The 18,400-nt window shown below is 68.5% G+C and carries 16 protein-coding genes; 10 read left to right on the top strand and 6 right to left on the bottom strand.

The features are described 5' to 3' along the window. Positions 1 to 15 precede the first annotated feature (15 nt). Positions 16 to 534 (bottom strand): DinB family protein, encoded by a 519-nt coding sequence (locus LQV16_RS07340; RefSeq protein WP_229993253.1) that lies wholly within the window; start codon positions 532 to 534, stop codon positions 16 to 18. A gap of 228 nt (positions 535 to 762) precedes the next feature. On the opposite strand from LQV16_RS07340, the gene LQV16_RS07345 reads away from it, so the two are divergent. Both LQV16_RS07345 and LQV16_RS07350 read left to right on the top strand, forming a co-directional pair. After that, positions 763 to 2,871 (top strand): DUF222 domain-containing protein, encoded by a 2,109-nt coding sequence (locus LQV16_RS07345; protein WP_356815709.1) that lies wholly within the window; start codon positions 763 to 765, stop codon positions 2,869 to 2,871. Positions 2,872 to 3,113: 242 nt separating this feature from the next. Continuing rightward, on the top strand, positions 3,114 to 3,497 hold the full coding sequence (locus tag LQV16_RS07350) for a VOC family protein (RefSeq protein WP_229993254.1): 384 nt from the start codon (positions 3,114 to 3,116) through the stop codon (positions 3,495 to 3,497). Positions 3,498 to 3,720: 223 nt separating this feature from the next. On the opposite strand, the gene LQV16_RS07355 is transcribed toward LQV16_RS07350, so the two are convergent. Further along, complete coding sequence (locus tag LQV16_RS07355; protein WP_229993255.1) at positions 3,721 to 6,249, bottom strand: DNA topoisomerase IV subunit A; 2,529 nt, start codon at positions 6,247 to 6,249, stop codon at positions 3,721 to 3,723. A 67-nt stretch (positions 6,250 to 6,316) separates the two neighbouring features. Between LQV16_RS07355 and LQV16_RS07360 the strand changes: the two genes are divergently transcribed. The 3 genes from LQV16_RS07360 to LQV16_RS07370 all read left to right on the top strand — a co-directional run bounded on the left by LQV16_RS07360 (position 6,317) and on the right by LQV16_RS07370 (position 11,171). Continuing rightward, positions 6,317 to 9,028 (top strand): GNAT family N-acetyltransferase, encoded by a 2,712-nt coding sequence (locus LQV16_RS07360; protein ID WP_229993256.1) that lies wholly within the window; start codon positions 6,317 to 6,319, stop codon positions 9,026 to 9,028. A gap of 102 nt (positions 9,029 to 9,130) precedes the next feature. Further along, complete coding sequence (locus LQV16_RS07365; protein WP_229993257.1) at positions 9,131 to 9,874, top strand: DUF5998 family protein; 744 nt, start codon at positions 9,131 to 9,133, stop codon at positions 9,872 to 9,874. A 1-nt stretch (position 9,875) separates the two neighbouring features. Next, positions 9,876 to 11,171 carry a nucleotide pyrophosphatase/phosphodiesterase family protein gene (locus tag LQV16_RS07370; protein ID WP_229993258.1) on the top strand — a complete coding sequence of 432 codons (1,296 nt, stop codon included), beginning with the start codon at positions 9,876 to 9,878 and terminating at the stop codon, positions 11,169 to 11,171. Between the two features lie 64 nt (positions 11,172 to 11,235). Here the strand turns inward: LQV16_RS07370 and sepH are convergent, their stop codons facing one another. Beyond that, positions 11,236 to 12,660, bottom strand: coding sequence for a septation protein SepH (gene sepH, locus LQV16_RS07375; RefSeq protein ID WP_229993259.1), 1,425 nt, complete (start codon positions 12,658 to 12,660; stop codon positions 11,236 to 11,238). A 332-nt stretch (positions 12,661 to 12,992) separates the two neighbouring features. Here sepH and LQV16_RS07380 point away from each other — a divergent pair, with 332 nt between their 5' ends. Continuing rightward, positions 12,993 to 13,292, top strand: a complete 300-nt coding sequence (locus LQV16_RS07380) for a DUF4193 domain-containing protein (protein WP_229993260.1) — start codon at positions 12,993 to 12,995, stop codon at positions 13,290 to 13,292. A gap of 71 nt (positions 13,293 to 13,363) precedes the next feature. On the opposite strand, the gene LQV16_RS07385 is transcribed toward LQV16_RS07380, so the two are convergent. Further along, entirely contained in the window at positions 13,364 to 13,849 is a 486-nt protein-coding gene (locus LQV16_RS07385) for a DUF3093 domain-containing protein (RefSeq protein WP_229993261.1), read from the bottom strand. 155 nt (positions 13,850 to 14,004) lie between these two features. On the opposite strand from LQV16_RS07385, the gene dut reads away from it, so the two are divergent. From dut to LQV16_RS07405, 4 genes are all read left to right on the top strand, one after another. Continuing rightward, positions 14,005 to 14,523, top strand: coding sequence for a dUTP diphosphatase (gene dut, locus LQV16_RS07390; RefSeq protein ID WP_229993262.1), 519 nt, complete (start codon positions 14,005 to 14,007; stop codon positions 14,521 to 14,523). A 264-nt stretch (positions 14,524 to 14,787) separates the two neighbouring features. Next, positions 14,788 to 15,519, top strand: a complete 732-nt coding sequence (locus LQV16_RS07395) for a DUF3710 domain-containing protein (RefSeq protein WP_229993263.1) — start codon at positions 14,788 to 14,790, stop codon at positions 15,517 to 15,519. Beyond that, positions 15,512 to 15,967, top strand: coding sequence for a hypothetical protein (locus LQV16_RS07400; protein ID WP_229993264.1), 456 nt, complete (start codon positions 15,512 to 15,514; stop codon positions 15,965 to 15,967). The genes LQV16_RS07395 and LQV16_RS07400 overlap by 8 nt, the downstream gene beginning before the upstream one ends. Beyond that, positions 15,964 to 16,779 (top strand): DUF3159 domain-containing protein, encoded by an 816-nt coding sequence (locus tag LQV16_RS07405; RefSeq protein WP_229993265.1) that lies wholly within the window; start codon positions 15,964 to 15,966, stop codon positions 16,777 to 16,779. Before LQV16_RS07400 ends, LQV16_RS07405 begins: the two co-directional genes overlap by 4 nt. Before the next feature lie 83 nt (positions 16,780 to 16,862). On the opposite strand, the gene LQV16_RS07410 is transcribed toward LQV16_RS07405, so the two are convergent. Both LQV16_RS07410 and LQV16_RS07415 read right to left on the bottom strand, forming a co-directional pair. After that, a complete protein-coding gene (locus LQV16_RS07410) occupies positions 16,863 to 17,606 on the bottom strand; it encodes a TrkA family potassium uptake protein (RefSeq protein WP_229993266.1) in 744 nt (247 codons plus the stop codon). Beyond that, positions 17,607 to 18,278: a TrkA family potassium uptake protein gene (locus LQV16_RS07415; protein WP_229993267.1), complete on the bottom strand. Its 672-nt coding sequence runs from the start codon at positions 18,276 to 18,278 to the stop codon at positions 17,607 to 17,609. It abuts the gene before it with no gap. Positions 18,279 to 18,400 lie beyond the last annotated feature (122 nt).

Raw genomic sequence — 18,400 nt, forward strand, 5'->3', positions numbered from 1 at the left:
CTAGCCGTCCACACGCTAGCCATCCACATCGTGGAGGTGATGGACGACGTCGTGCAGGAAGTACTGCGCGAAAGTCAGGACATTGAACACCGAGCCGTTGCTCCGCGTTCCTTTGCCCCCCCAATCCTCCTCGGGGACCCGCGCGAAGGACGCGGCAATCTGCTCGCCCTCGGCGGTCAATTCAACACCGACTTCAGCTGGGTCGGCGTTGGCGTAGTCCTTCTCGATTGCCGTTTTGTCCTGGTCCCAGTCATCGAACCGGGCATCGTCCTCGGTCAGCATGAGGGACAGGCGGTGATCGAAAAGCGCGAAGACGTCCCGGACGTGGCATCCGTACTCGAGGACGGACCACGTGGCCTCATTGGGGCGTTCCGCCGCGTCCGGCCGTCGGAGGGCCGCCCGCCAGCGCGGGAGCATGCTGCTGACCATCCCCGGGGCCGTGGCAGGGGTCGCAGCCGAGGCATCGAAACCGCACTCGGGGCAGGGCCGTGACAGGACCCAGGTCCAGTCCTTGGAATCGGGAATGATAGGCATTCCAGCAGTGTAGGTGCATTTGTTCCGCCGGGCATGCCGACTCGGTGCAACAGCCGGTGGGGGCCGCGACCCGCAAGGTCATGCCCACCTGGCCGCCGCGTTCACTGCAGAGTTGTCGCGGAGGATCTTCCTGACGACAAACCGGCCATGGCGATGTCGCCTTTGTTGCCAGAGTGCACACTCGGGGTCCTGCCTAAAAATGTCACACCCCTTTGGGAGACTCTGGTTATGGAAGCCGTCAGGGATTTCATTGCTTGCCAGGAAGAAGGGCAGGACACGGACCGGGGCCCAGCCCCGGTCCAGCAACCCAGTGTGGACGGGATTGACGGCTTGGACGGGGCGCTGGCCGCGTTGCAGGCGTTGAGTGCGACGGCAGTGTTGGACGCGGGGTCGTGGGGATTCCGGGCCGCGTCGGACTTCGCCGGACGGGTGGAGGAGTTCTCGCGCACGGTGGAGTTTCTGCAGCTGGTGGCGGCTTCGGCTGTGGACCGGACCCGGAAGCAGTCCGCGGCCGATGCCGGGGCCGCGGGGGCTGTCACCTCGTGGACCACGGGCTGGCGGGAGAGCCCGGCCGGCTGGGAGACCGGCGGATCCGGAGCCGCGGAGCCTGCCGGTACCGCCGCGGCAGGCGCGTCCGCAGGCGGCGCGTCCGGGGCGGCGGCCGTGACGGCTGCCGGATCGGGATCGGCGGCCGCGGCGGCGCCTCCTGCCTCTGCGACGGCGGCCGCGGCTGACGTGGCTGACGGGTCAGCCGTGCCGGCGTCGGTCCTGGATGACGGGTACCGGAACACCGTGGAGTTCCTGCGGGCCCGGCTGCGGATCGGCGCCGCGGAGGCCCGGCGCCGGCTCTCCCTGGCCGAGGCTCTGCTGCCCGGGCAGGGACTCGCCGGCCGGCCGGTGCCGCCCCTGCACCGGGAGCTCGGTGCCGCGGTCGCGGCCGGCGAGGTCGCGTCCCGGGCCGCGAGCGTCATCACCGCCGCGCTCGAGCGGGTCCGGCCGCTGTGCGAGGCGGACGCCGCGGCCCGGATGGAACACGCCCTGACCCGCACGGCCGCCGAGAACGACGCCGACTTCCTCGTCCGCGTCACCCGCAGCTGGGCCGACGCGCTGGACCAGGACGGCGCCGAGCCCTCCGAGGAGCTGCTGCGCCAGCTCCAGGGCGCCTTCATCCGCCGCCGGCGCCACGGCCTGCACCACCTCGAGATCTTCGCGACCACCGAACAGTTCGAACACCTCCTGACCGTCATGAACACCGCCACCAACCCCCGCACCGGCAACACCGGAACCTCCCCGGCCACGGACACCGCCGAGAGGTCCGCCGCCGGCGCCACTGCCGCCGGTGACGGCTGGACTGCCGGCACGGCGTTCGGTGTTGGCTGGGCCGCAGGCGCGGCCTCCGGTGAGGCTTCGGTCGCCGGCGCCGGCTGGACTGCCGGCGCGGCCTCCGGTGACGCTTCGGGCGGCGGCGGCTGGGCCGCCGGCGCGGCCTCCGGTGAGGCTTCGGTCAGTGCTGCTGCCGCCGGGGCATCGGCCTGCGTATCCCGTGCCGACTACGCCCCGTCCGGTGCAGGCGCTTCTGCTTCCGACGTTTCGACCGGTGCAGGCGCTTCGGCTGCCGCGACCAGCCCGGAGCACCAGCCCGGCCCCGGCGATGAGCCCGCCGCGGATGAGGACCCCGCGCTGCCGGCCCTGGACCTCCGCTCCCGGGCCCAGAGGCTGCTCGACGGACTGGTCGGCGCGTGCAAGGTCGCCCTCGCCGCCGGAACGCTGCCCGCCGCCGGCGGGCTCCGCCCCCAGGTCATGGCGACCATCGACTACCGGGACCTGCTCACCCGGCTGCAGAACACCCCCGGCGCCACAGCAAACACCGGACAGCCCGGGACGGGCACCGGGACGGGTACCGGGGTGCTGCTGTTCACCGGGCCCGTCACCGCCTCCACGATCCGGAAGATCGCCTGCGACGCGGACATCATCCCGGTCGTCCTCGGCGGCGAGGGCCGGGTCCTGGACATCGGCCGCGCCTCCCGGGTCTTCCCGCCGCACCTCCGCAAAGCCATCACGGCCCGGGACCGGGGCTGCGCCTTTCCCGGCTGCACCATCCCCGCACCCTGGTGCGAGGCCCACCACATCACCTACTGGTCCCGCGGCGGGACCACCGGGACAGAGAACGGGGTCCTGCTCTGCTCCCACCACCACCACGTGATCCACAAGGAACACTGGACCATCCGGCTCAAAACCGGGATTCCCTGGTTCATCCCGCCACCCCACCTCGACCCGCGCCAGCAACCCAGACGGAACCACTACTTCCGACCAGACGACCTCGTGACGGCCGCATGACCACGGCCCGGGCGGAGGTGACAAAGGCACCCCTGTACGGCTCCGCGACGGCTCCACGACAGCTAGACGGCGGTACCTGTGCAGTGACCGCCGCACCTCAGTCAGCAGTCCGCTGCACCGCGGACTGGCGTCCCGGCCATGCCGCCGGCGGCCGCGGGAAACGCCCTTCAGTTTCTCAGGTACGTGCGGCACGTGGAGGAGTATTATTCCTTCCGGGGGGCGGGCCTGGAAAGTGAATAGCCATGCTCAAGGACAAGCAAGTCGGCGCAGTGCTACCGGCAGCGGACATCGCCCGTGCACGGGATTTCTACCGGGATAAGCTCGGGCTCGAACCCGAAAACCCGGACGCCGAGGACAACCTGCAGTACAAATGCGGCGGAGGAACCGCGTTCCTGCTGTACCAGACGCCCAATGCCGGAACAGCCAAGAACACGCAGATCGGCTGGATGGTCGATGACGTGCCGGGCGCCGTTGCGGAACTCCGCGCCAAGGGAGTCGTTTTCGAGGAATACGATTTCCCGGGCCTAAAAACCGAGGGCGGCATCGCCACCACTCCGGACGGAAGCTCGGCCGCGTGGTTCCTGGACACGGAGGGCAACATCCTGAGCCTCGTCTCCCTGACCTAGCGCCTGGCCGGTGGATGCTGGCACGGCCTTGCCGGGACTGAGGTTGCCGGACACGGTGCCACGTCCCTGAGCCCGAAGACGGCGAACGGACAGAGACCCCGGGCAGGCGGCCCGAACACAACCCAAGGTCACGAGGCCTGGCCGGATCGCGAAAGCGTTTCCGGCCGGGCCTCATTCAACCCCCGGGCCTCGTGCATCCCCGGGGCTTCGTGCGTGCCCGCGGCTACGGGTCGGTGCCGGCTGCGGGTTCCTCTGACCACGCCATGCTGGGTCCAATGGCGTCGATCGCCTGGGACAGCGGGATTCCGGAGCCGTCGCGGCGGCCGTGCTCGCCGGGGAGTGAGCGGGCCACGCCGGCGAGTGAGGAAGCCTTGGCCGGACCGTGACCGGCCCAGCCGAGGAGCAGCGTGTCCTCGCCCTTGAGGAAGCGGTGTGCCCGCACCCCGGCAGTGGCCCGGCCCTTGACCGGGTATTCGGCCAAGGCGGTGACCTTCGCAGCCCCGGGGGCCGTGCCCGGCAGGGCGCCGTCCGTCCCCGCGATGGTCACGACGACGGCGGCGGCGTCCGCGGGACTGGCGGCCCCGAAGAACATCACCCGGTCACCGGCGGCCAGCTTGATCCCGGCCATGCCGCCCGCTGTCCGGCCCTGCGGGCGGACGGCGGAGGCACTGAACCGCAGCAGCTGGGCCTGGCGCGTGATGAAGACAAGGTCGTCGTCGTCGGAACCGGCGGGTGCAACGCCCACCACGGTGTCCTTGTCCTTGAGCGCGATCACTTCCCAGTCCTCGCGGTTCAGCGGATAGTCCGGCTGCACCCGCTTGACCACTCCCTGGGCGGTTCCGATCGCGAGGACCTGGTCCAGCGGCGCGAAGGCCATAAGCGACTCGCCCTTGAGGAGCGTGATGAAATCCTTGGCCGGTACGCCGCCGGCCATGTTCGGGGTTCCCGAAGTCGGCGGCAGCACGGGCATGTCCATGACCTGCAGGCGCAGCATGCGGCCCTGCGAGGTCACTGCTGCGATCTCGCCGCGGGCGGTGGTCTTGACCACGGAGGAGAAAACGTCATGCCGGGTCCGCGGACCGGCCTCGGCCAGGCTGTCCTGGCTGGCGGTGCGGGCGATCTGGCCGGACACGGTGAGGATGGCCCAGCAAGGATCGTCCGCGATCTCAAGGGCCAGCGGTGCGGCCTTGCCCTTGGCCCCGGTGGCTGCACCAACTGCGGCTGCCACGGTGGGGGAGACGGCCTCGGATTCCAGCAGCACGGTCCGGCGCGGTGTGCCGTACTTCTCAGAGATCTCGCCGAGCTCGTCCGACACGAGGGTACGGAGCAGCGCGGGGGAGCCCAAGATCGCCTCCAGCTCGGCGATCTCCCGGCGGAGCTCCTCCTGCTCCTTCTCCAGCTCGACCCGTGAATATTTGGTCAGCTGCCGCAGCCGCAGTTCCAGGATGTAGTTGGCCTGGATCTCGGAGAGATCGTAAATGGACATCAGCCGGGTCCGGGCCGCGGCAACCTCGTCGGAGGACCGGATGATCTGGATGACCTCGTCGATGTCCACGATCGCGACCAGGAGGCCCTCGACCAGGTGCAGGCGGTCTTTCTTCTTGCCCAACCGGAAGGCGGTGCGGCGCCGGACGACATTGATCCGGTGGTCCACGTAGACCGAGAGCAACTGGAGCAGCCCGAGGGTCTGCGGCTGGCCGTCGACCAGCGTGACGTTGTTGATGCCGAATGAGTCTTCCATCGGGGTGTAGCGGTAGAGCTGCTGGAGCACGGCTGTGGGATTGAAGCCGTTCTTCAGCTCAATGACCAGGCGCAGGCCGTGCTTGCGGTCCGTGAGGTCCACGACGTCGCTGATGCCGGTGAGCTTCTTGCCGTTGACGGCGTCCTTGATTTTCTCGATCACCTTCTCCGGGCCCACCATGTACGGCAGTTCCGTGACCACCAGGCCGGTGCGGCGGGCCGAGAGCTGCTCGATGTCCACCTTTGCCCGGGTCTTGAAGGAGCCGCGGCCCGTGGCGTAGGCGTCGCGGATGCCGTCCAGGCCCACGATCCGGCCGCCGGTGGGCAGGTCCGGGCCGGGGACGAACCTCATGATGTCCTCAAGAGTGGCGTCCGGGTTCTCAATCAGGTGCCGGGCGGCGGCGATGACTTCCATGAGGTTGTGCGGGGCCATGTTGGTGGCCATGCCGACGGCGATGCCCGTGGCGCCGTTCACCAGCAGGTTGGGGAACGCTGCCGGCAGCACCTCCGGCTGGGTCAGCTGGTTGTCGTAGTTGGGAACAAAGTCGACGACGTCCTCGTCGAGGTGGTCCGTGAGGGTCAGGGCCGCGGCTGCCAGCCGGGCTTCCGTGTAGCGGGGGGCCGCGGGGCCGTCGTCGAGCGAGCCGAAGTTGCCGTGCCCGTCGATCAGCGGCAGCCGCAGGGAGAAGTCCTGGGCCATGCGCACCATGGCGTCGTAGATCGCGGCGTCGCCGTGCGGGTGCAGCTTGCCCATGACCTCGCCCACCACGCGGGCGCTCTTGACGTGGCCGCGGTCCGGGCGCAGCCCCATGTCGGACATCATGTAGAGAATGCGCCGCTGTACGGGCTTCAGCCCGTCGCGGGCGTCCGGGAGGGCCCGCGAGTAGATCACCGAATAGGCATACTCGAGGAACGAGCCTTCCATCTCGGACGTGACATCGATATCGACGATGTTCTCGGTGAAATCCTGACTGGCTTCCCCTGCCGGGGGCGTGGTTTGGCGGCGTGCCATAAGGCTGGTGGATCCTTCTGAGGGGTGCTGAACGGGTACTGCGTAAGTTTATGACTAGGCTAAGCCTATGGTGGATCAGCCGGCGGACGGCGTATATCCGGAATATTGGGAAGCCGATGTTGTCTTGCGCGACGGCGGCACAGCGCATGTGCGCCCCATCCACCCCTCCGATGCAGACGCGGTCCAGGCCTTCCACGTAGGCCAATCCCAAAAGTCCATCTACATGCGCTTCTTCGCCTTCAAGTCCAAGCTTTCCAGCAAGGAACTCAAGCGCTTCACCGAGGTGGACTTCAAGGACCGGGTGGCCCTGGTGATCACCATTGGCGGCGAAATCCTGGGCATCGGCCGATACGACCGGCTGAATGACCCGGCGGAGGCGGAGGTTGCCTTCAACATCGCCGACGCCCACCAGGGCCGTGGCATCGGCTCGATCCTGCTCGAACACCTCGCCGCCGCCGCCCGCGAGAACGGGATCCGCAAGTTCAGCGCCGAGGTGCTCCCGGAGAACCGCAAGATGCTCATGGTCTTCTCCGATGCCGGCTACGACGTCAAACGGCACTTCGACGACGGCGTGGTCAGCCTCGAGTTCAACATCGACCCCACCGACAAGTCCCGTGCCGTGATGGAATCCCGCGAGCACCGCGCCGAGGCCCGCAGTATCCAGGAACTGCTCGCCCCGTCGTCCGTGGCCGTGATCGGAGCCAGCCGCAAATGGGGCACCGTGGGTTACCAGCTCCTCGAGCACGTCATCGAAGGCAGGTTCAGCGGCCCGGTCTATGCGATCAACCCGGAGGCCCTGGAACTCGCCGGCATGCTCTCCTTCGCCCGGCTCTCCGACGTGCCCGGCCCGGTCACGCTCGCCATCATCGCGGTCCCGTACGACGAGGTCCCCAAAGTGGTCCAGGAATGCGCCGCCGCCGGGGTCAAGGGGGTCGTCGTGGCCACCTCCGGGTACGCGGACGACGGCGAACGCGGCCTGGCCCGCCAGCGCGAACTCGTGCGGCAGGCCCGCGCCAACGGCATGCGCGTGATCGGTCCGGCGTCGCTGGGCATCGTCAACACCAATCCCGCCGTGTCACTCAACGCCTCGATGGCACCGGCCCTGGCCCGCCGCGGCGGGCTGGGGCTGTTCAGCCAGTCGGCCGCGATCGGCGTCTCCCTCTACGCCGCCTCCAGCCGCCGCCGGGTCGGCATCTCGACCTTCCTCTCCGCCGGCAACCGTGCCGACGTCTCCGGCAACGACATGATGCAGTACTGGGAGGACGACGCCGACACCACGGCGGTGGGCCTGTACCTGGAATCGATCGGCAACCCGCGCAAGTTCTCCCGGCTGGCCCGCCGCCTGGCCCGGACCAAGCCGGTGATTGTGGCCAAGTCCGACGCCATGGGCCTGAACCTGCCGCCGGGGCACGCCGTCCGCACCACCCAGGCGCCCCCGGAAGCGCTGGACGCCATGATGCGGCAGGCCGGCGTGATCCGGGTCGAGACTATCGAAGAGCTCATGGACGTCGCCCAGATCGTGTCGAGCCAGCCGCTGCCCAAGGGCGCCGGGATCGCCGTTTTCAGCAACTCGAGCGCCCTGGGCAAGGTGGTCGCGGAAAGCGCCGCCCGCCAGGGGCTTGGGGTGGAGCGGATTGTTGCCGACGTGGACCTCGATGCCGGCATGTCCCGGGCGCTGCCGGCGCTGCGGCGGAGCCTGCAGGAAACCCTCACCGCGGACACTGTGCATGCGGCGGTGGTGGCGTTGCTTCCGGCGCGCGGTCTCACGGTCGAAAAGATCGCGGGCGTGCTGGCCGAATGTTCCGCGGCGGCGGGCAAACCGGTGGTTGCTGCCTTTAGCGGAATCCTTGATCCCTCCATTTACGTGGAAGGCATGGTCGGCGCCGAACCGGAGCAACCACACCAGCCCCGGCTGGCTCCACCTGTTCCGTGCTACTCCAACCCGGGTGCGGCGGTGGCGGCCCTGGCCGCCGTCGTGCGTTACGCCCAGTGGCTGGACCGGGATCAGGGCCTGTTCGTGGAACCCGAAGGTTGCCACCCGGAGGCTGCCCGGGCGGACCTGGAGCAGCTGCTGCGCAATGTGGGCGGCGAGCAGCTCGTCCGGCTGGACCAGGACACGGCCGCGCGGCTGCTGGGCCACTACGGCATCCGGCTGGTCCCGTCCGTCGGGTTCGAGACGGCGGAGGAGGCCGTGGCAGCGGCCGAGCAGCTCGGCTGGCCCGTGGCGCTGAAAACCACGGATCCGGCGCTGCGGCACCGGCTGGACCTCGGCGGCGTGCGGCTGGACATCCAGGACGCCGATTCATTGCGGGACAACGTGCACCAGATGCGCAAGTCGCTCGAGCGGTACGGCTCCCCGTCCCTCGAAGTGCAGACGATGGTGCCCGTGGGGCAGGCCTGCACCTTCCGTGCCATTGAAGATCCGTTGCTGGGGCCCGTGATCTCCTTCGGCCTGGCCGGCGACGCCGTGAACCTGCTCGATGACTGGGCCCACCGCGTGCCGCCGCTCTCCGGCTCCGACGTCCAGGACTTCATCCGGGCGCCCCGGGCGTCGCGGAAGCTCTTCGGGTACCAGGGCCTCCCCGCCGTAGACGTCACGGCCCTGGAGGATCTCGCCGCCCGCCTCACCAGGCTCAAGGACAACCATCCGGAGATCGCGCTGGTGCACTTCAATCCCGTCCTAGCCGGGCCCGACGGCGCCTCGATCCTTGCCGCCGACGTCAGGATCGCGAACGCCGCCCAGCGGACGGACAGTGCGCGACGGGCGATGCGCAGCTAGGCCCGTTGTTGCGGGTCCGGCCCGGTCAGCCGCCTCAGCCGACGCCCGCGTCCGGGGCCGTGCAGTTAGCAAGTCCCCAGCCGATCTGTGAAAATGGAGACTATGAGCTCCCAGCCTCCAACACCCAAGCCCCTGGCGACCGCCCCCGCACGCCAGACCGCGCACCACCACGGCCTCCATGACCACAGTGCGCAGGGCCAGAGCCTGGAAGGGTCGCTCCAGCAGGCCGGTTTCTACCCCCGGCTCGTGGCTGACGTCGTCGCCGATGCCCTGGATGGCCGCGACTGCGTGGCCCATCTGGTGCATCTTGAGACCCACTTCGACCGCGCCGAGGTCCGCCGCCATATCACTGTCCTGGTGTTGACCGAGGACATGCTGGTCATCACCCACGTCGATGACCAGCAGCTCGATGATGCCGGTGAGCAGACCGTTGCCCAGGTGTCGACCGAGTCCGTCCCCGTCACCCAGATCCGCTCGGTGGTCCTGAGCTACGTCTACGCCCAGCCGCAGGACTACAAGCCCTCCGACCCTGTCCGGGAGCTGACGCTGTCCATCGCGTGGTCCGGCGGCCAGCGCCTCGATATGGGCCCGGCCAGTTGCGGGGACCCGCAGTGCGAGGCCGACCATGGCTACAGCGGCACCATCGCGCAGGAAGACATCGTCCTGCGGATCAGCGCCGAAGCGGACGGTCTGCAGGCCGTGCAGGACGCCAAGCTATTCGCCCGTGCCCTGCGCGCAGTGAACACCGGCTCCGCCGCCCCGGTCCCGCACAACGGGCCCGGCCTGCCGCCCCGCCCGCGGATGGGTGTGTTCGGGAACCGCCTCAGCCGCGGCCACCAGCGCTGACATGGCTGACCTCCGTCAGCCCGCGTCTGCCCAAGATCAGCTTCCAGAGCCGCTGCTAAGTCCCTCGCCAGCCGCCGCCGGTGCTGCCTTGCCCGCCCCGTTGGCCGCCGGCGTCGGTCAGTCCCCGCTCCCGGCCGCTCCGGCGTTTGGGCACCGCTCCATCGCCGAGGTGCTGACCAGCGCGGCGGCGAGCCTGGGTGTCCCGGGATTCGAAAACAAACTGAATCTTCCGCCCGCCAAACGCGTGTGCGTGGTGCTGGCCGACGGACTGGGCCGCAGCCTGTTGAAGCAGAAGATCGCCCACACCCCGTTCCTGCGCACCCTCGTGCAGGCCGGCCAGGGCCAGGTGCCCGTGGCGCTGGACTCGGCCTTCCCGTCCACCACCGCGGCATCCCTCGCCAGCTTTGGCACCGGACTGTCGGCGGGCCAGCACGGCATGGTGGGCTACGACGTCCTGGACCCGGATCAGGACCGGGTAGTGAACATGCTTGGCAACTGGGACGCCGGCGTGGACCCGCGGACGTGGCAGCCGTTCCCCACCGTTTTCGAAAGGGCCGCGGAGCACGTCGATGTCACGACCGTCAGCCTCCCGCAGTTCAGCACCTCGGCTATGACCGAGGCCGCGCTCCGCGGAGGCCGTTTCATCACCGGAACCACATCGCACGCCCGGACCGAAGCGGCCGCCGAGGCCATGGCCGGCGCCGGGCCCTCGCTGATGTACTTCTATGTCAATGAGCTCGACAAGGCCGGGCACCGCCACGGCTGCCAGTCACCGCAGTGGGAGCACCAGCTCGAAGAACTCGATGCCACGGTGCGGCGGCTCCACGCCACGCTGCCGGCCGGCACCACCGTGCTGCTGACGGCGGACCACGGCATGGTGGACGTGCCCGAGTCGCAGCGGATCGACTACTCCGCGGAGCCGGCGCTCCTGGCCGGTGTCCGCCACACCGCCGGGGAGCCGCGGATGGTCCACCTGTACCTCGAGGATGGAAGGGACGACGCCGCCCGCGCCCGCCTGCTGGCAAACTGGCGGTCCCGTTTCGGAGACAGAATATGGGCCTTCACCCGTGAGGAAGCGATCGCGGGCGGGCTGTTCGGTGACGTGCGGGCCGAGGCCGCCTTGCGGATCGGTGACATCATGATCGCGGCCCGGGACTCGCTGGCGCTCTACGATACGCGCAGGGTCCGGCCCACTGCCTTGGAGGTGGTGGGCCAGCACGGGTCCCTGACGAAAGCCGAGCGGGAAGTGCCGCTGCTCTACTTCCAGGCTGATGGCAAGAAAGCGCCGCGCGGCTGACTGGCCGGTTTCCCGGCGGGTCGCAGCCGTTCGTAGGCGTTCCTGGGCGTCATGACTGACGCCCTTATTGGTCGTTGCGGGTTCCGAAGACGATTTCGTCCCAGCTGGGAACGCTGGACCGCTTCGGCTTGGCCGGCTGGCGCTCCGGCTGCTCGGTGCCGGCGTCGTTCCGGGTAGTGCCGTGGGACTCGCGGTGCTGACGCCGGGATGATCCGCCGCCGATCAATTCATCCAGGCCCGGGCTTGCGGTGGGGGCTTTGCCCGCCGGGCGCAGCTGCGAGGCCGCGATGGTGACTTCCCGGGTCTCGGTGCTGACGCCGTCGTGCAGTCTCAGGGCATCGTCCTCCTCCGGGAGGCGCGGAGCGAGGCTCAGGCGGGAAAGCATTGACGGCCTTCCATCGCGGCGCCGGGCGAAGGCATCGGTTTCCGACGGGGCTGCGGCCTCCAGGGCCGGAACCTCTGGCTGCCCGGGTTGGATGAGGGCAGCGTCAGCTTCGGCAGGGTCGGGTTCGTCGGCCGCAGCGGCTTCGGAGATGGACTGCGGTTCCGTCGCCTGTGGAACCTCGGGCGCCTCGGGCACCTCTGCCGGACGGGGGTGGGCCGCGGGAACGCCAGTGGTCAGGAGCGTGGCCAAGGCGTCATCCGCGTCCTCGTCCACCCCGATCCGCTGGCCGCGGCGGGAACGCAGCATGTCCAGCAGCCCGTCGGCGTCCTGTTCCTGGTGGATCCTGTCCTGCTGAAGAAGCATCTGGTGAATAATGCTGTGCTGGCCGGTCGCTGTGCGGGCTGCGGCCTCGGCATCGGTTTCAAAGTCAAAGGGCCGGTCGGAGACGGCCGTGAGGCGCCGGGCCGGCACGGGACCCTCGAGCGGCTCGAGTTCGCTCAGTTGCTGGGCCCAGCGGTTAGCGTTTTGCAGGGACTTCCGGGCGGGGTGGAAGGTCCACATGGCCGGCGGCTCCTCGCCGATCCCGGCCGGACCGCCGGGCTTGGGCTCGAAGCGGGCCACCACGTTCCAGCTGCCGTCGGGACGTCGCCAGGAATCCCACTCCAGCGTTGAGGGTTCGACGCCGTAAGCCCTGAGGCGGTGCTCGACCATGTCGCTGAGCGACGCCGGGTTTTCACCGAACACGGAGCGGTAGACGTCGTGGCCCGGGGCGGGGGAGGCAACCTCCACCTTGCGGGCCTGCTGGGCGATGTACTCGCGTTCGGCCAGGACTGGGCCCTCATAGCGCTGGACTTTCTCCAGCGGAATTCCGGACAGCTCCGCCACCTCGGCGGCGGTGGCTCCGTTGCGAATCCTGGTCTGGATGTCGCGCGGAGACATGGCAATAGGGGCTGCGGCCGCGCTGGACGCGGACTTCGCCGACATCCGGCTGGCTGCCACCCTAAGTGCTTCATCGATCGGCAGCTGGAACATCTCGCCGCCGGTGCCACTCAACAGGAGATGCTCTCCGTCGTCGTGGACGCCTACAAGCCGTAGATCCTGCATACAAATCCTCCACCCTGGCATTGCTAACAATCGAAACTCTGCCACCAGCGGGACACATTTCGGGTTAGGACGGCAGGCGCGCCGTGATTTTCCGCGACTTTCCGCGTCTTTCCGCCGGTTTTGGCCGGTGTGCGGAAGAGATCGTGGGAAGGGGACCGGCGGGCTCTGGCATTCGGGAGGCGCTTAAGCAAAAATGACCGACACCGGGCACAAAAACCGCATGTCCGGCGTTGACATCGGTGAACCGCTCCCGGAGCCCAGGGTTACCATCCCGACGGGCCAACCTGGAGCGGCGAATCAATCGAACGAATGCGGAGTGTGAGCAACAAATAATGGCGACTGATTACGATGCGCCGCGTAAGACCGAAGAAGACCTCAGCGAGGATTCGATTGAGGCTCTGAAGGCGCGGCGTACGGAGAAGCCTTCCGCAGTGGTGGATGAAGATGAGTCCGACCTCGCCGAAGGCTACGAACTTCCCGGCGCTGACCTGTCCGGGGAGGAACTGCTGGTCCGGGTCATGCCCGCCCAGGCAGACGAATTCACCTGTGCCTCCTGCTTCCTCGTCCGCCACCGTTCGCAGATTGCCCGCGAAAAGGACGGCCTTAAGTACTGCAGGGATTGCGAGGGCTAGGCAGGCGGCAGCCCTGATCAGGAACCCGGATCTCAAAACCCTGTGCCCGGCGGGTAGGAGGCGGAGAGGAACTAGGAGTTGAGCGCGGCGATAAGTTGCTCCGGGTGGCGGGTGGACGTGAGCCAGTACGGGGTGCGATCCGAGGGGTCCTCGATCTCGATCCGGACCACCGGATCCACCCATCCGCGGATACACAAGAACGCCAGCCCATTGAGCCGCGTGCCCCGTTCCGCCGTCGCTTCCTTGCCCCGGAACGCCGTGGCCTTGCCCAGGAACCCGCGTTCAATCGAGGCCCGGCCCACCTTCAGAGTGGTCCTGGTGACAGTGATTGACGGCGTGGACAGCACCAGCAGCACGGAAATGACGACGAAGAGCACGATCGCCGCGGTAATGCCGGCCCAGATGCTGATGGGTGCCAGCATGAGGATCCCGGCGCTGGAGAACCCTGCCGACACCAGCCAGATCCAGAAGTTCGGCCAGAGCTTCTCGGCGTAAAGGACAGTGGAGTCGCTCGGGGCGTTCTTTGGTGCAGGCGCAGCTGCGCTGGATTCGGGCATAAGCACAGCTTTTCATCTTTCCCGGGGTATTTCATCTCGGCCCCACGGCCGGCTCCAACGCCGCATCGAGCCCGCTCCAATCCCGTGGGCGGCGTGCGCGGGCAGGCCAGCGGCGGCTAGGACGATGATCCCTACGGGAGTTAGAGTGAGGGACTGTGACTGAAGAAAACACCGCCGTCGCCAGTGCCGCATTGACGGCCAGCGACGCAGCCTACGGAACGCCCACCTTGACGGTACAGCTGAAAATGCTCGACGACGGGCTTGAGCCGCCGTCGTATGCACACCCGGGGGACGCCGGCGCCGACCTTCGCGCCCGCGAGGACGTCGTCCTCGCACCGGGGGAGCGCCGCCTCGTTCCCACGGGCGTCTCGATTGCGCTCCCGGATGGCTTCGTTGCGCTGATCCACCCCCGGTCCGGCCTCGCCACCAAGCACGGACTGACAGTTGTGAACGCCCCTGGCACGGTAGACGCCGGCTACCGCGGAGAAATCGCGGTGACACTGCTCAATACGGACCGGGAGGAAGCGATCGAGCTCCGTCGCGGCGATAGAATTGCACAGATGGTCATTCAGCGTGTGGAGTACGCCAGATTCCTCCCGGTCGAGGAGCTCGACGGCTCGGTTCGCGGCGGGGGCGGCTTCGGCTCGACCGGCGGTTTCGGCGGACCGGCCTGAGCGCAGGCCCGGCCTGGCCACGGGAGCCGTTCAGGGTTTGCCGTGCCACACAGGCGTTAAAGCAATACAGGCACTAAAGCAACACAGACACCCAAGCAACACAGGCACTGAAGCAATGAGACACGGAAGCAAGGCAGGCGCTGAGGCAAGATCAGCGGTGCAGAAAAAATGAGCAGGCGGCCGCAGGGTAGCGGGCGGCCACGCGGACAGGCGCCAGGACGGCGCCGGGCGGCGGCACAGGATCACAACTGAAGGAGACACCCCATGGTTTTTGGGCGCGGCAGGAAAGCCAAGCAGGAGCAACCGACAGAGCCGGGCGAGGCCACGGAAGCTGCTATTGACGCCGCCGCGACGCCGGCCGGGAACGCAGCCAAAACCGCCGGCCGGGCCGCGACCGGTCCCTTCGACGTCTCGGAAATCGACGACCAGGACGGGTACGTGGACCTCGGTGCGCTGCTGATCGCACCCCGTGAGGGACTCCAGCTCCGCCTGGAAGTTGAAGAGGCGAGCCAGCGCGTCGTCGCCGTCACCATGGACCTGGAGGGCTCGAGCCTGCAGCTGCAGGCCTTCGCCGCCCCCCGCTCCGAGGGCCTGTGGGACGAAATCCGTGAGCAGATCGGCCAGTCGGTCGGCAGCCAGGGCGGCCAGGTCGAGGAGGTTGAGGGCAGCTTCGGCACCGAACTCGTGGCCAAGCTTCCCGCCGGCGGCGCGGACGGCAGCCAGGGGTACCGCGTGGCCCGCTTCATCGGCGTCGACGGCCCGCGCTGGTTCCTCCGCGGCGTCTTCGGCGGCGAGGCAGCCCTGGACCGCGACGCCGCGGCCGGGCTGGAAGGGCTGTTCCGGCAGATCGTCGTGGTCCGCGGCGAGAACCCCATGCCGCCGCGCGATTTGCTCCAGCTGCGCCTGCCCAAGGACACCGCGGCCGCCCCGTCGCCGCAGGCGGCCCCCGAGTTCGAACAGCCCGAACGCGGACCGGAGATAACCCAGATTGGCTGATGCCGCCGGCAGGAAAGCCGCCGCCGCTGTGTCGGTCCGGGACCTGCCGGACCGCGGGCGGGTGCTGTGCCATGGCTTCATCGAGTCCGTCACGTACATGCCCGCCAACCAGGTGGCATCCTTCATCGCGATCCTGATCGATCACGATACGCCCGCCCCCGTCACCCGCTTCCCGGGCCTGAGTGCCAAAGCCGGAGCCGGCGCCGGAACGGCCAGCAGCCTGCCCGCCAACGGCGTGTCCACCCACCGGGTGCGTCCCAGCGCGCAGCGCCAGCGGCCCACCGGGCCCAAGGAACGGCTGCGCGTCGTGTGGCTGGGCCGGCGCCGGATCCCCGGCGTCGACGCCGGAACGGAGCTCCGGCTCGAGGGCATGGTCACCATGCGCGACGGGCTGCCCACGATCTTCAATCCCCGCTACGAAATACTCTCCCGCCAGGAGGAGCAATGACCTTGCCAGAACCCCCCGAGTTGGCCCCCCAGCGGGAAGACAGGGACACCGGCCGGCAGGAGCCGGGGGAAGCCGGGGGCGGCAACCGGGACATTTCCGAGCCCACCGCAGCCCAGCCCGCCGCAGCCCAGCCAAGCGTCGCCCAACTTGCCCAGGACTACGCGGCCAAGGCCGGCCTGCACCGGTCGAGCAACGGCAACATCGACGTGCTCAAGAGCGCCGGCGGCATCCAGGGCATCGCCGAGAGCATCCTGCCGGGCCTCGTCTTCCTGATTGCCTTCACCATCGACAGGGAAAACCTGACGCTGGCTGTCATCGCTTCCCTGGCGGTGGCCGCCGCCTTTACCGTGGCACGGCTTCTCCAGCGCAAACCGCTGACGCAGGCGCTGGCGGGTTTCATCGGCGTCGGACTCTCCGCATGGCTGGCCACCTCGACCGGCAAGGCAGAGAACTTCTATGTTTTGGGGTTCTTCACCAACATCGGCTACATCCTGGCCATGTCCATCTCCGTGTTCGTGCGCTGGCCGATCGCCGGCTTGCTCTTCGGCTTCATCCGCAACGAGGGCCTGGAATGGCGCAAGGACCCGAAACGGGTCAGGGCCTACAGCATCGGCACCTGGGTGATAGTTTCCGTGCTGGTCCTGCGGCTCGTGGTGCAGGTGCCGCTGTACTTCATGGGGGAGCAGGGCTTCGCCGCCCTCGCCACCACCCGGCTCCTCATGGGCGCCCCGCTCTACATCCTCGGCATCTGGATTGCCTGGCTGCTCACCCGGCCGGCCCCGGTGCCCGCCGGAGCCAAAGAGCCCAACTGACCTGATGCGCTATCAGTTATGGCCGTTCCCCAGCCTTGGGAACGGCCATAACTGATAGCGCAACTATTGAGAGCGGAACTGCCCTAGCCGTCGAACCCGTCGTCCGCGGCCGGCTGGGTGCCGTGGCGGTGCTGGTCCGAGGTCACCGGGTGCTGGTCCTCAAGCGGGGATTCGGGTGCCAGCAGGGCGCGGAGTTCGTCCTCGGCCGCGATCGTGGTGACAAAGAACAGTTCGTCGCCGCCGTCGATCACGTCGTCGCGGCTCGGCGTGATGGGCGCCTGGTCCCGCAGGATCGCCACGAGGGTGGAGTCCTCGGGCCACTGGACATCGCCCACGGTCAGCCCGATCACATGGGAGTCGTGCGGGACAGTGAACTCCACGAGCGAGGACACTCCGGTCTGGAGCGTCAGCAGCCGGACGAGGTCACCGATCTCCACCGCCTCCTCCACCAGGGCGGTCATGAGCTGCGGGGTGTTGACCGCGACGTCGACGCCCCAGGAGTCATCGAACATCCAGTCGTTCTTGGGGTTGTTGACCCGGCCGACGGTGCGCCCGACGCCGAATTCTGTCTTGGCCAGCAGCGAGACGACGAGGTTGACCTTGTCGTCACCGGTGGCGGAGACCACGACGTCGGCGTCCTCGAGTTTGGCGTCCTGCAGGGTGCTCAGCTCACAGGCATCACCGACCAGCCAGTGCGCGCCGCGCAGCCCGCTGCGGCCGATGACCTCCGGCTTCTCGTCGATCAGCAGGATTTCGTGCTTGTGGGCCAACAGCTCGCGGGCAATCGAGGAACCGACGCTTCCGGCACCGACGATGACGACTTTCACTCAGGACTCCTTGGCGGGGGATTTGGCGAGAATATGGCCGATCTCGGAGCTCCGGTCCACGTTCAGCATGGCGTGGACGGTGTCGCCGTCCTGATATGACGTGCTGGCAGCGGGCAGCATGCCCTCACCGAACCGGGTCAGATACGCGATCCGGATGCCGGCCGCCTTCTCGATCGAGGAGATCGGGTGCCCGATCCAGTCGGGGTTAAGGTCAACCTCGGCGAGGACCAGCCGGCCCGAGGGCTCCCGGTAGTCGCCGGCGATGTGCTGTTCGGGCAGGATGCGGCGCAGTACCTGGTCGGCGCTCCAGCGGACCGCGGCGACCGTGGGAATGCCGAGGCGCTGGTAGATTTCGGCGCGGCCCGGATCGTAGATCCTGGCCACCACATGAGGAACGTGGAACGTCTCCCTCGCCACCCGGGTGGCGAGGATGTTGGAGTTGTCGCCGCTGGAAACGGCGGCGAAGGCATAGGCTTCCTCGACGCCGGCCCGCTTCATCGTCTCGCGGTCAAACCCGACCCCGGTGACCTTCCGTCCGGAAAACCCTGTGCGGAGCCGCCGGAAGGCGCGGTCATCCTGGTCGATGATGGCCACCGAATGGCCGGCGTCCTCGAGCGTGTGTGCCAGGGTTGACCCGACACGGCCACAACCCATGATCACGAAGTGCGCCACATGGGCCTCCTCTTGGTTCTGCGTCTGATACTGCGTAAAACTCTACCGGCCACGCGGCGCCGGGAGGCCACGGCCACGGGGCGCCGGGCGACGTCCTTGCGGACGCCAACTTCGCCGTCATG

Origin of the sequence: Arthrobacter sp. Bi26, assembly GCF_918697925.1 — a bacterium.
Classification (GTDB): Bacteria; Actinomycetota; Actinomycetes; order Actinomycetales; family Micrococcaceae; genus Arthrobacter.

Bases quoted from the DNA above. Each gene is read 5' to 3' on its own strand.
- LQV16_RS07340 (WP_229993253.1), bottom strand. From the start codon at position 534: ATGCCTATCATTCCCGATTCCAAGGACTGGACCTGGGTCCTGTCACGG.
- LQV16_RS07345 (WP_356815709.1), top strand. From the start codon at position 763: ATGGAAGCCGTCAGGGATTTCATTGCTTGCCAGGAAGAAGGGCAGGAC.
- LQV16_RS07350 (WP_229993254.1), top strand. From the start codon at position 3,114: ATGCTCAAGGACAAGCAAGTCGGCGCAGTGCTACCGGCAGCGGACATC.
- LQV16_RS07355 (WP_229993255.1), bottom strand. From the start codon at position 6,249: ATGGCACGCCGCCAAACCACGCCCCCGGCAGGGGAAGCCAGTCAGGAT.
- LQV16_RS07360 (WP_229993256.1), top strand. From the start codon at position 6,317: ATGGTGGATCAGCCGGCGGACGGCGTATATCCGGAATATTGGGAAGCC.
- LQV16_RS07365 (WP_229993257.1), top strand. From the start codon at position 9,131: ATGAGCTCCCAGCCTCCAACACCCAAGCCCCTGGCGACCGCCCCCGCA.
- LQV16_RS07370 (WP_229993258.1), top strand. From the start codon at position 9,876: ATGGCTGACCTCCGTCAGCCCGCGTCTGCCCAAGATCAGCTTCCAGAG.
- sepH (WP_229993259.1), bottom strand. From the start codon at position 12,660: ATGCAGGATCTACGGCTTGTAGGCGTCCACGACGACGGAGAGCATCTC.
- LQV16_RS07380 (WP_229993260.1), top strand. From the start codon at position 12,993: ATGGCGACTGATTACGATGCGCCGCGTAAGACCGAAGAAGACCTCAGC.
- LQV16_RS07385 (WP_229993261.1), bottom strand. From the start codon at position 13,849: ATGCCCGAATCCAGCGCAGCTGCGCCTGCACCAAAGAACGCCCCGAGC.
- LQV16_RS07395 (WP_229993263.1), top strand. From the start codon at position 14,788: ATGGTTTTTGGGCGCGGCAGGAAAGCCAAGCAGGAGCAACCGACAGAG.
- LQV16_RS07405 (WP_229993265.1), top strand. From the start codon at position 15,964: ATGACCTTGCCAGAACCCCCCGAGTTGGCCCCCCAGCGGGAAGACAGG.